Below are 12,358 nucleotides of genomic sequence, written 5' to 3' on the forward strand. Positions count from 1 at the left end.
CCGGCCCTTCTTGTTCAGTTACGGATACGGAAAGTCAGACCAACACGGCGATCTTCCAAGCGGATGAAGCGCGGGTTGGTGGAGACATTCTGGTAGCTCTCCTGCCGCTGACGCAGCAGGTTGACGGCGTCCAGCGTCAGCGAGACCTTTTCCGAGAAGTCGTACGAGATCGACGCATCGAGCTGGCCATAGGCCTTGCGATAGATCGGAACCCCGCCGGTGCCGTTGCCCGCCACCGTCTCGAGGTAATCGTCACGCCAGTTGTACGCAGCACGCGCGGTGAAGCCGTACTTCTCATACATGCCGATCAGGTTGTAGCTCCACTTGGAAAGTCCCTGGAGCGGCGTCGAGACGCGCTCGCCGTCCTGCAGCGTACCGCCGCTGCCCGGCGCATCGGAGTCCGCATAGGTCAGGTTCGCCTGTACGCCGAAGCCCGACAGCGCACCCGGCAGGAAGTCGAAGAAGGTATTGCCGCCAATTTCGAAGCCCTTAACCGACCCGTTCGTGCCGTTCAAACGCCCGGTATATTGGAACGTCTGCGCTGTGCCGTTCGGCACCGCATACTGCACGTCGAACACCGAGTCGTAGATGAAGTTGGTCAGGTCCTTGTAGAAGACCGTTCCGTACAGCAGCGTGCCTGGCTTGGCGTACCATTCAAGCGCCGCGTCGATCTGCTTGCTTTCCTCCGGCTTCAGCAACGGGTTGCCGCCCCCACCGGTCCGCGTCGTCGGAATATACCCGGTGACGGTGCCGTCGGGTGCCGTCGTCTGATTATAGTTGAGCGACAGCGTGCGGATCGCGCGCAGATCGCCGAATGCCGGGCGTGCCATCGCCTTGCCGGCCGCGAAGCGCGCCTGCAACGTATCGGTGATGTGCGCCCGCAGGTTCAGCGTCGGCAGGACCTTGGTGTAATCCTGTTCGGCATTGAACGGCTGGTCGACCGTCACCTGCGCCGTGGTCGGCAACAGGTCCGGACGATAGGTCAGGCGGGTGCTGCCGATCGCCTCGTTCTTGGTCTTGATGACCCGCACACCGATATTGCCGTCGATCGGCCCGCCTTCGAACCGGACCATGGCATAGCCGGCATAGGTGTTCTCTGCCTGGGTGTTGATGTCCTGCGTGCCATAGTCGGTCAGCCCGCGGCCCACCACGCTCTGGAACAGGCCGGCCACCGTCCCTTCGCTCAGCGCCGATATGCCAACGAACGGCACGTTGCCGACACTGGTGCTGTTGCCATGGAAGAAGTCACCGGCGAACGGATTACCCACTGCGTTGAAACGCGAATCGTTCAGCAGCGCCGAACCCACTGCACCGGACCAGCTATAGGGAGTGCTGCGGTTGATCGCGGTGCGATCGGTCACGCGTCCGCCAACCGAAATGCTCTTCAGGAAGCCCTCTTCAAAGTCCCAGGTGAGGTCCGCGCGCGCCGTCTTCTGCTCCGCGTCGCTGTCTTCCTTGTGGTCCATCAGCGCGGTCATGCGGTAGCTGCTCGGCTCGCTGATCGAGGCGGAGCCGGGGAGGCCGCCAAAGGTGATCTGGGGAAGGTCGCCGGTCAGATCGATGGCGTAGGATGCCAGGTCGCGCTGTCCGAACGCGGTGTAGCTGCGGTTCTCGAACTTCGCCTTCACATATTGAAGGTCAACGTTCAGCCGCAGCCGATCACTAATCTTCCACTTCATGCCGCCCGAGAAATCGGTCGTCGCGCTATCGTTGTACGAAAGCTGGCTGTTGTTGGCGAGGTTGAGCTGGTTGCGATTGTCGTAGGTCGGCGGCAGCGACCAATCGGGCGTGAAGCCCGAGAACCCGCCGGCCTGGAACACACCATCCTCGTCGAACTGGAAGCCTGGCAACGGTGTCAGGCCCGAAAGGCCAACAGTGTCGGTGCCGCGGGTGACGAACGACGTATAATTGGGCGTCTCGATATAATATTCAGACCGCAGGCCCGTTGCGTAGAATTCAAGATTCTCGTTCGGCGCCCACTGCACTGCGCCATAATAGCCCTTGCGCTCGCGCTCACCGTAGGTGACGCCGATACCCGCGCCCACCGGCACCGAACGGCTGGTGCCGTCGATTGCGGACGTGCTGCGATACGGCTCGATCACTAGTTCGTCGGTGCGGAAGGCGCCGCCGAAATAGGACGCATCGAACAGGATGCCGATGTCGCCGATCCCGGTGCTCCAGCGCTTGCTGATCAGGCCCGACGCGTTGAACTTGGTGTCACCCACCAGGTCGTAATTGTTGGCCCCGACAGTGGCGGCGACCACCCAGTCAGTGCCACGCTCGTCAAACGGCATGCGCGTGCGCAGGTTCACCGTGCCACCGATACCGCCTTCGATCAGGTCGGCCGACGGGTTCTTGTAGACGTCGACGCCGGCAAGCAGTTCGGACGGCACGTCCTCGAAGCTCAGCGAGCGGCCACCCGAGCCGCTGAACGCGTCACGGCCATTGATCTCGGTGCGCACCTGAGTCAGGCCGCGGATCGCAATGCCGGAGCCTTCGCCGCGGTTGCGGGTGATCTGGATGCCGGAGATGCGCTGCAGCGTCTCGGCGACGTTCTTGTCGGGCAGCTTGCCAATGTCGATCGCGGTGATGGAGTCGACGAACTGGTCGGCGTTCTGCTTGATCGCCTGCGCGGACTGGAGCGAGGCGCGAAGCCCGGTGACGACGACCTCATCGGCCTCTGCAATGGCAGCCTCGTCCTGCGTCGCGCCCATGCGGGGCGGAACTTCCTGGCCCGCGGTAACAGCTGCATCCTGCCCGCTCGCTTGCCCGCCGTTGCCAGCCTGCGCCATCGCATGCGGCGCTACGCCCAGCGCTGCCACCGAAACGCCGAGCATCAACGCGCGGCGAAGCGTCTGTTCCATCGAGTTTTTCCCTTGTCCGGCTGTCGAGCCCATGTGTCTTCCTCCCGGTGCCGCCGACATGCAGCGCGCCCGCACGGGACGCTGCACCAGCCGGAGACTGATTGAGGAGAAGCGAGCCGATATGCGGCCTCGCAGCTTAGGACTCCGCCCCTCCCGATCGCCTTCATCCCCTCTATTTTGTGCGGGCGCGGACCCGCCGGAGGACTTTGAGCAGGTTAGGGCTACACCCTGCTGAAGATATCGTCTACAAAAATCTTCCCCAGATATGAAAATCGCATCAATTTGCGGAAATAGCGGGGAGAGGAGAAGCACGTGCCCTTCGCGCCCATTTCCAAGGTGCTGATCGTCGGCGGCGGGACTGCCGGCTGGATCGCCGCGGCGACGCTTGCCCGATTGCTGGAGGACCAGCCCTGCCGCATCGAACTCGTCGAGTCGGACGAGATCGGCACGGTAGGCGTAGGCGAGGCTACCATCCCGCCGATCCTTGATCTGAACCGGGTGCTCGGGCTCGACGAGAACGCTTTCATTCAGCGGACACAGGCCACCTTCAAACTGGGCATCGAGTTTGTCGGCTGGAAGCAGGAGGGCGCACGCTACTTCCATCCCTTCGGTCGCTACGGCGCCGATGTCGGTCATGTCGACTTCGCGCATTACTGGCGCCGGCTGCGCGACCTGATCGGCGACGAAGCCGGTACGCTGGAGGATTACAGCCTGCCTAGCGCCGCAGCCCGGGCGGGCAAGTTCATGCGCCCCGATCCCAATCCCAAGAACGTGCTGTCCAACCTGGCATACGCCTTTCATTTCGACGCGAACCTCTATGCCCGCTATCTGCGCGAATATGCCCAGGCGCGCGGCGTGGTCCGGCATGAGGGCCGCGTCGTCGATGGCGAACTGGACGAGCGCGGCTTTGTCGCGGCGGTGCGGCTCGAGGATGGCCGACGGCTGGACGCCGAGCTGTTCATCGATTGCTCGGGCTTCCGCGGGCTGCTGATCGAGCAGGTCTTGGGTACCGGGTACGAGGACTGGAGCCACTGGCTACCCTGCAACCGCGCAGTCGCGGTTCCCTCGGCAAGTGCTGGCCCGCCGCCTCCCTTCACCCGCTCCACCGCGCGCGAGGCCGGGTGGCAATGGCGCATCCCGCTTCAGCATCGTACCGGCAACGGGCATGTCTATTGCAGCGACCATGTCAGCGACGACGAAGCCTGCGCGGTCCTGCTGGGGAGCATTGAAGGGCGCCCCTTGGCCGACCCGAAGCTGCTCCGCTTCACCACCGGCCGCCGCCACCAGTTCTGGAACCGCAACGTGGTGGCACTGGGCTTGGCCGGCGGCTTCATGGAACCGCTGGAATCGACCAGCATCCACTTGATTCAAAGCGGGCTGACGCGGCTGATGACGATGTTCCCCGATACCGGCTTCGCCCAGGCCGACATCGATCAGTTCAACCGCGCCTCCACCGTCGAATATAAGCGGATCCGCGACTTCCTGATCCTGCACTATGTCGCCAACGAGCGAACCGGGCTCCCCTTCTGGGATCGCTGTCGGACGATGGCGATTCCCGACAGCCTTGCGCACAAGATCGACCTGTACCGAAGCCGCGGCCGCTTCTTCCGGTTCGAGGACGAATTGTTCACCGCCACCAGCTGGCAGGCGGTGTTTGAAGGCCAGGGGATCGTGCCTGCCGGGTTCGATCCGATTGCCTCCGGCGTCTCGTTCGAGCAGTTGCGCTCGACCCTAAACCGTATGCGCGAAACGATCCTGCGCGGCGTCGGCGCCATTCCGACGCATGCCGACTTCATCGCGCAGAACTGCGCCGCTTCCGACCGGCAGAACTGATCTCCATGATCCGGACCATCGCCCTTCTCGGCATCGCGGCGCTATGCCTCGCCAATACCAGCCAACAGGCCGCGCACGATCCGGTCCCCTATCGCTGGTCCAACGTGGTGGTGGGCGCGGGCGGGTTCGCGCCGGGCATCGTCTTCAGCCCCGCCGCGCCCGGCATCGCCTATCTGCGCACCGACATGGGCGGCGCCTATCGCTGGGAGGACCGCGCCGGGCGCTGGGTTCCGCTGATGGACGGCTTTGCCGAAGGCAGCTTCTATGGTGTGGAGAGCATCGCCCCCGACCCGGCAGAGCCCCGGCGCGTCTACGCAGCCGTCGGCATGCATGCCCGCGGCGCGTCGGCGATCCTCCGTTCGGATGATTTCGGAACCAACTGGACGACGTACCCCGTCCCGTTCCGCATGGGCGGCAACGAGGATGGCCGGGGCCTTGGCGAACGCCTCGCGGTCGATCCCCATCGCCCCACCACCCTGCTGTTCGGCTCGCGCCATGACGGCCTGTGGCGCAGTGACGATCGCGGTGCCCATTGGTCCCGCGTCGCCAGCTTTCCCTATGTCGGCGCCGGCGCTGCCGCCCCGCGCAGCACCCATGGCGGCGTCGGCTTCGTCCTCTTCGACCCGCGTTCGGCCCGAGTCTTCGCCTCCGTCGCCGATAGAGGCGCCCAGGCACTCTACCAATCGGCCGATTCCGGCCGCAGCTGGACTCGCGTTCCAGGCGGCCCCGCCGACCTGCTCCCGATCAAGGCGGCAATGGACCGTGCTGGCACCCTCTACATCACCTATGCCGATGGCATCGGCCCGAACGGCGTGCTGCGAGGTGCCGTCTGGGCACTCGCCGCTGACGGTAAATCCCGCGACATCACCCCGCAAAAGGGGCCTGGAGCGCCAGAGGGCGGCTATCTCGGCGTCACCGCCGACCCGCGCCGTGCCGGGACCCTCTACGTCTCTACCTTCAACCGCTGGAGGCCAGGCGACACCATCTGGCGCTCGACTGATGGAGGCTCTAGCTGGGCCGATCTCGGCCCCCGCAGCCACCGCGACACCCGCACCACCCCCTTCCTGAACTGGGGCAAACCCGAAGCCGAGTTCGGCCACTGGATCGCTGGCCTGGCACTCGATCCCTTCCGGCCCTCGCGGCTTGCCTATACCACCGGCGCCACCCTCTACGTCACACTCAACGCGGCCCAGCAACGGCTGGATTGGACGCCCTGGGTGAAGGGCATTGAGCAGACCGCGGTCATCACCCTCACCAGCCCGACTGGCGGCGCGCATCTGGTCACCGGCTTTGGCGATCTCGGCGGTTTCATCCACGAAGATCTGGGACGCTCACCACCGGGCATGCACCTCAACCCGCGCAACACCAACACCAACACACTCGATTACGCCGGCAAGGCGCCGCTGGTGCTCGTCCGCAGCGGCAATGTCCACGCCAAGCAGCATCTCGAAGCTGGGCTGGGCTGGTCGGCGGATGGCGGCCGCAGTTGGCACCCGCTCCGCACGCCCAACTGGCGAGGCGACGGCACCGCACTTGAGGAGAATGGCCGGGCGCCTATCAGCGTGTCAGCGGACGGCGAGCGCTTCTATGTCGGCGCCGAACGGCCGCTCCTCACCCGGGACCGCGGCGCGCACTGGACCGAAATCACCGGACTGCCCGCCAATGCCCGCGTGACCGCCGACAAGCTCGATCCCCGCCGCGCCTGGGCAATCGACCATGACAGCAACCGCTTGCTGGGCAGCATCGACGGAGGGCTGCACTTCAGCGCCGTTGCCGCGCGCGGCGCCTGCCCAGATCTAGGCGCAGCCCGGCCGCGCAACCGCGAAAGCCAGGCGGCGCTGGTCGCCTCCCCCTTCGCAGCCGAGGATCTGTTCCTCAATTGCGCCGGCGCGCTCTATCGCAGCACCGATGGAGGCGAGCGGTTCGCGCGCATCTCCGCCGACCTGAATATCGCCCTGTTCGGCCTCGGCTTGGGAACAACCAAGGGGCAGCCCGCCGTCTACACCGTCGCCGCGCGCGCAGGCAGGACCGCCATTTGGCGCAGCCTTGATGGCGGCAAAAACTGGCGCCGGATCAACGACGACGCGCATCAATGGGGCAACCGCTTCCGGGTGATCTCGGGCGACCCCTGGGCGTTCGGGCGCGTGTATCTTGGCACGGACGGACGCGGGGTGATCTACGGCGACCCGATGCCCTGAGGATTAGCCTCGCCGGCCCCGGCAGGACCAATCCTCAGGCTTCTCCGCCCCAGGTGTAGGTCGCGATCGACTCCATCTTCATCTCGATCGAGAAGCCTGGCGCTTGCGGCGGCATGTACGCGCCGCCCTTGACCACACAGGGCTCGACGAAATGCTCGTGCAGGTGGTCCACATACTCGGCCACGCGCCCCTGGGTCGTGCCCGAGAAGCAGAGATAGTCAATCATCGAGAGATGCTGAACATACTCGCACAGGCCGACGCCGCCGGCATGCGGGCACACCGCAAGATCGTACTTGGCCGCCATGAGCAGTACCGCGAGGATCTCGTTGACGCCGCCCAGCCTGCACGCGTCGATCTGCACCACGTCGATCGCCTGTCGCATGATGAACTGTTTGAACAAGACGCGGTTCTGGCACATCTCGCCAGTCGCTACCTGCACGGGCAGGATCGCCTCGCGGATCGTGCGGTGCCCTTCGACATCGTCCGGGCTGGTCGGCTCCTCGATGAACCAGGGCTGCGCAAAGGAAAGCGCGCGGACATGGTCGATCGCCTCGCCCACTTCCCAGACCTGGTTCGCGTCGATCATCAGTTTCCGCTCGGGACCGAGCGCCTCGCGAGCAATCCGCACGCGGCGAATGTCGTCCTCCAGCGAGCGCCCAACCTTCAGCTTCACATGGTTGAAGCCCTCGTCGACCGCTTCGCGGCATAGCCGCTCCAGCTTCTCGTCCGAATAGCCCAGCCAACCCGCGGAGGTGGTATAGCAAGGATATCCCCTGGCCTCGAGCGCGGCGACGCGATCGGCCTTGCCCGCCATCCGCTCAGTCAGCAACGCGACGGCCTCGTCCGGAGTGATGCAGTCGGTGATGTAGCGGAAGTCGATCAGCCGGACGATCTCTGCCGGGCTCATCTCGCCGATCAACCGCCACAGCGGCTTGCCCTCGGCCTTAGCCCAAAGGTCCCACACCGCATTCACCACCGCGCCGGTGGCAAGATGGATCACGCCCTTTTCGGGTCCGATCCAGCGCAATTGGCTATCGCCGGTGATATGCCGCCAGAAGCGTCCGGCATCCTCCTTGATCCAGTCGAGGTCCAGCCCTTCGACCAGTGGCGCCAACGCTTCAATCGCCGCGCAGCAGATATCATTGCCCCGCCCGATGGTGAAGGTCAGGCCATGTCCTACCAACCCATTCTGATCGGTTTCCAGCATGCAATAGGCAGCCGAGTAATCCGGATCCGGGTTCATCGCGTCCGAGCCGTCGAGATGCTGCGACGTAGGAAATCGGACGTCGACGACGCGAAGCTTTGTAATCTTGGTCATCGCCCGCAACGAGCCTCGGACCGGGTGTGCGCGCTGTGCCGCATCGACTGAACTGCCCTCTCACTGGCCGCAGCCCGAGGGGCGGCATCTTGTTCTCGCTGCCAGCGTCGTTTTGCTGGTGCTGTCAGTTTTCATATGTGTGAACAATCGCTGGCGCAAGCACGCTGATATGCTATTCGACCATTCAAAGAAGACCACCCCACACGTGGCCGGCAAGGAGAGTTACATGCCCAAAGGGTTCGCCGCACGATGAGCCGCCGCCTCTGCTTTGCGCTCGACCTGGTCGATGATGACGCGCTGATCGCCGAATATGAGGCGCGCCACAGCCCCGGGGCGATCTGGCCCGAAGTGATGGCACACATACGGGCCCAAGGTTTCGAGGCGATGGAGATCTGGCGCACGGCCGACCGGCTGGTGATGATCGCCGAAGTGGCCGACGACTTTCCCCGCATCGTCACGCCTCCACCGGAGAACGCCGCATGGGAGGACCTCATGTGGAAGTTTCAGAAGCCGCTGGCCCATGCCGCCGCTGGCGAGAAATGGGTGCCGATGGACCGTATTTTCAGCCTGGCCGAGCAATGAGCGTGGACATGCGGCCGATCGGCACGTCGGGCTTTCAGCTACCGGCGCTTGGCTTTGGCGCTGCTCCGCTCGGCAATCTGTACCGGGCGATCTCCGATGCCGATGCCCGCGCGACACTCGACACAGCGCTCGACCTCGGCCTGCACTATATCGACACCGCTCCCCATTATGGCCTGGGCCTCAGCGAACGCCGCGTGGGCGATGCAGTCCGCGGGCGCAAGGCGACCGTATCGACCAAGGTCGGACGCATCCTTTTCCCCGCGCCGGACGCCGACACCGGCGCGGAGCGGTATGGCTTCCACACGCCCATGCCGTTCGAGGCGCGCTTCGATTACAGCCATGACGGCATCCTGCGCTCGCACGAAGCCAGTCTGCAGCGGCTCGGCCTCGCCCGCATTGATATCCTGTACATCCACGACATCGGGCGCCTCACTCATGGCGAAGCGCACGCGCAGTATTGGGAACAGTTAACGAAAGGCGGCGGACTACGCGCGCTCCAACGGCTGCGCGATGAAGGTGCGGTGCGGGCGGTCGGCGCCGGCGTAAACGAAATTCCAGTTTGCCTGGAGCTGCTCGATCATGCGCCGCTCGACATAATCCTGCTCGCGGGCCGCTATACGCTTTTGGAACAGGGCGCCCTCGATGACCTGTTCCCCACCTGTGCCCGGGCCGGCACCGCTGTCGTGATCGGCGGCCCCTATAATTCGGGCCTGCTCGCTGGCGGCTCTGCACCGGCACGCCACTATAACTACGCCCCGCCCCCGGTAGAGGTGCTGAACAACGCGCAGCGCATCGCGGCCGTATGCGCACGTCACGGCGTACCGCTGGGCGCCGCGGCGCTCCAGTTTGCGATGGCCCACCCGGCCGTTGCCAGTGTCATTCCGGGACTAGCAAGCGCAAAGGAAGTGCAGGAAACCATGGACCGCGTTGCATTCGACATCCCAGCCGACTTGTGGGCCGAACTGAGGCATGAAGCCCTGCTCGCACCCAATGCGCCCACGCCTGCGCCCAAGGTCGCCGCATGACGGGCCGGCTCGCAGGCAAGACCGCGCTGGTGACCGGCGCAGGCCAAGGCATCGGACGCGCCACCGCTGAGATCTTCGCAGCCGAGGGTGCAACCGTCTGGGCGACGGATCGCGACCCTGCGCTTCTGGAGGGGCTTGGCGCCGCCCATCGCGCACTGGACGTGCTCGATTCAAAGGCGATCGAGTCTGTCCTTGCCGAGGCGGGGCCGCTGGACATCTTGTTCAACTGCGCCGGCTATGTCGCGGCGGGCACCATCCTCGATTGCTCGGAGCAGGACTGGGCCTTCTCCTTCGACCTGAACGTCACTGCCATGTACCGCACGATCCGCGCGACACTTCCAGCGATGATCGCGGCGGGAGGCGGCTCGATCGTCAACATGTCATCCGTGGCCAGCTCAGTCACGGGCGTGCCGAACCGCTTTGCCTATGGCGCCTCCAAGGCAGCGGTGATCGGCCTGACCAAGTCGGTCGCGTCCGATTTCGTCGGGAAAGGCGTGCGCTGCAACGCAATCTGCCCTGGGACGGTGGATACGCCATCGCTCCACCAGCGCCTGCGCGACACGGGCGACTATGAAGGCGCCTGGGCGAGTTTCAACGCCCGCCAGCCCATGGGCCGCGTTGGCAAGGCAGAGGAAATCGCCGCGCTGGCGCTCTACCTGGCTTCCGACGAGTCTGCCTTCACCACCGGGCAGATTCACGTGATCGATGGCGGGTGGACGGCCTAGACCAAGGTCGCCGCTCCGCAGCGCGGGATCAAACGCGGCTGTCCCCCTCGACAAGCTGGTCCGAGATCCGGTCCGCCGCCTGGCGGACCAGCAAAGCGGTATCCTTGGCGGAGGGGGACGCCTGCAGCTTCTTGAGGTACGGGACCGTGAGCGCCGCCGCGGCGATTCCGCCCCGCATCACCGGTGCGGAAATGTCGGTAACGCCGGCCACGAACTTGCTCGGGGTCAACTCGACATGCCGCTCGCGAATGCCGTCAGCGTGCGCCCGGAACGCGGCGAGTTCATCGGCGTCGGGCTTGGGATCGAAAAACGCCTCCCAACGCTGCCGAACATCGTCTGGCTGAAAGGCGTAGAGAACCGCACCTGATGCTGCCTGCATCAACGGCCGCCGGTAACCGACTCGAACCGAGAAGCCGAGCTGCTCTCCGGACTCCATCCGCGCCACCACCACCATCTCGCCACGCGTGTGCAGCGCCAGGTGACAGGACTGACAAACGCTGGCAGCAAGCTCACGCATCACCGGCAGCGCAACCTCTATCAGGTTCTTCGTGCGCGGCTGCTGCATGCCCAGTGAGAACAACCGGTCGGTCAGCCGATAGCCGTCGTTCGAGCCATCCTGCTCGATATAGCCACGATGCTCGAGCACCTGCACCATGCGGAACAGCTCGCCATGCGACCGGCCCAAGCTGTTGACGATAGTCGTCAGCGTCATCGGCCTGGGTTCGGCCGCGAGCAACTCGAGGATGTCCAAGCCTTTCTCCAGCGCGGGAGCACGGTAACGCGGATCGACTCCGCTGGTCTTGTCCTGCTCGTCCTTGCTCACGCCCGCTCCCCCTGGATTCGGCTGCTGGTGTATCCGCGCCCGTCAGCATTATGAAGCGGGGAGCAGAAACACTCCTTTCGTTCACCTGTGAATATCCTCTTTATTAGCGCACAGGTTCAGGCATAAGGTACCACAACGGAAAAGCGACGGCACATCGATCCGTCCAGCCGGGAGAGCGAGCGAATGGCGCAACGGTACCTATTATCAGCCTCCGCGGCGTTGCTCTTCGGCTTCACAGTGCCCGCGGCTGCGCAAACCAAGCTGCCTGGCGACCCGCATGCCGACGATCCCTCGGGCATCGTCGCAGACCCCTGCCCGACGCACGCAGCCCCGTCAGACGGCGCCGGCTGGCAGATGTGGAACCTGCACATGCTGACCCGCGATTTCGGCCAGTTGTGCCGCTATCGCAGCCAGAATGCAGCGCTTCGCAGGGAAAAGGTTCGTGTCGTCTTCATGGGCGACTCCATCACCGACAATTGGATCAACAACGACCGATCCTTCTTCACGGACGGACTGGTCGATCGTGGCATCAGCGGCCAGACCACGCCGCAAATGCTGGTGCGCTTCCGTCAGGACGTAATCGACCTTCGCCCGCAGGCGGTGCACATCATGGCCGGCACCAACGACATCGCTGGCAACACCGGCGCTGCCACGATGGAGACGGTCCAGGGCAATATCCGCAGCATGGCGGAACTGGCCCGCGCACATGGGATCAAGGTCATCCTGGCCTCCATCCCGCCGGCAGGCGCCTTCCCTTGGGCCAAGGACAAGCAGCCGGCTCCGCAGGTCGCGATCATGAACCACTGGTTGCGCGGTTATGCAGCGGAGAACGGCTTCACCTTTGTCGACTATCACCATGCCATGGCGCAGGCCGACGGCGCGATGAAGGCCGGCCTTTCGACCGACGGCATTCACCCGACGCCGGAGGGCTATGCCATCATGCGGCCGCTCGCGCTGGCAGCGATCCGCGCCACGCTCGGCGCGAAGTAA

At 64.9% G+C, this 12,358-nt stretch carries 9 protein-coding genes; 6 read left to right on the plus strand and 3 right to left on the minus strand.

The window, feature by feature from the left end; genetic code table 11:
* Window positions 1-14 precede the first annotated feature (14 nt).
* Window positions 15-2,864 (minus strand): TonB-dependent receptor, encoded by a 2,850-nt coding sequence (locus LQ953_RS02720; protein WP_231029029.1) that lies wholly within the window; start codon window positions 2,862-2,864, stop codon window positions 15-17.
* A gap of 312 nt (window positions 2,865-3,176) precedes the next feature.
* Between LQ953_RS02720 and LQ953_RS02725 the strand changes: the two genes are divergently transcribed.
* Both LQ953_RS02725 and LQ953_RS02730 read left to right on the plus strand, forming a co-directional pair.
* Window positions 3,177-4,697, plus strand: coding sequence for a tryptophan halogenase family protein (locus tag LQ953_RS02725; RefSeq protein ID WP_231029038.1), 1,521 nt, complete (start codon window positions 3,177-3,179; stop codon window positions 4,695-4,697).
* A gap of 5 nt (window positions 4,698-4,702) precedes the next feature.
* Window positions 4,703-6,895, plus strand: coding sequence for a hypothetical protein (locus LQ953_RS02730; RefSeq protein ID WP_231029039.1), 2,193 nt, complete (start codon window positions 4,703-4,705; stop codon window positions 6,893-6,895).
* A gap of 34 nt (window positions 6,896-6,929) precedes the next feature.
* Here LQ953_RS02730 and LQ953_RS02735 read toward each other — a convergent pair whose 3' ends face one another.
* Window positions 6,930-8,213 carry an L-fuconate dehydratase gene (locus LQ953_RS02735; RefSeq protein ID WP_231029041.1) on the minus strand — a complete coding sequence of 428 codons (1,284 nt, stop codon included), beginning with the start codon at window positions 8,211-8,213 and terminating at the stop codon, window positions 6,930-6,932.
* Window positions 8,214-8,462: 249 nt separating this feature from the next.
* Between LQ953_RS02735 and LQ953_RS02740 the strand changes: the two genes are divergently transcribed.
* From LQ953_RS02740 to LQ953_RS02750, 3 genes are read left to right on the plus strand one after another with little or no spacing between them, the layout of a single operon-like run.
* On the plus strand, window positions 8,463-8,795 hold the full coding sequence (locus LQ953_RS02740; protein ID WP_231029043.1) for an L-rhamnose mutarotase: 333 nt from the start codon (window positions 8,463-8,465) through the stop codon (window positions 8,793-8,795).
* A complete protein-coding gene (locus LQ953_RS02745) occupies window positions 8,792-9,820 on the plus strand; it encodes an aldo/keto reductase (RefSeq protein ID WP_231029045.1) in 1,029 nt (342 codons plus the stop codon). The genes LQ953_RS02740 and LQ953_RS02745 overlap by 4 nt, the downstream gene beginning before the upstream one ends.
* Entirely contained in the window at window positions 9,817-10,545 is a 729-nt protein-coding gene (locus LQ953_RS02750) for an SDR family oxidoreductase (RefSeq protein WP_231029048.1), read from the plus strand. The genes LQ953_RS02745 and LQ953_RS02750 overlap by 4 nt, the downstream gene beginning before the upstream one ends.
* A gap of 28 nt (window positions 10,546-10,573) precedes the next feature.
* On the opposite strand, the gene LQ953_RS02755 is transcribed toward LQ953_RS02750, so the two are convergent.
* Window positions 10,574-11,368 carry an IclR family transcriptional regulator gene (locus LQ953_RS02755; RefSeq protein ID WP_231029050.1) on the minus strand — a complete coding sequence of 265 codons (795 nt, stop codon included), beginning with the start codon at window positions 11,366-11,368 and terminating at the stop codon, window positions 10,574-10,576.
* A gap of 183 nt (window positions 11,369-11,551) precedes the next feature.
* On the opposite strand from LQ953_RS02755, the gene LQ953_RS02760 reads away from it, so the two are divergent.
* Window positions 11,552-12,358, plus strand: a complete 807-nt coding sequence (locus tag LQ953_RS02760) for an SGNH/GDSL hydrolase family protein (protein WP_231029052.1) — start codon at window positions 11,552-11,554, stop codon at window positions 12,356-12,358.

Source organism: Sphingomonas sp. IC-56 (assembly GCF_021043375.1).
Taxonomy (GTDB): Bacteria; Pseudomonadota; Alphaproteobacteria; order Sphingomonadales; family Sphingomonadaceae; genus Sphingomonas.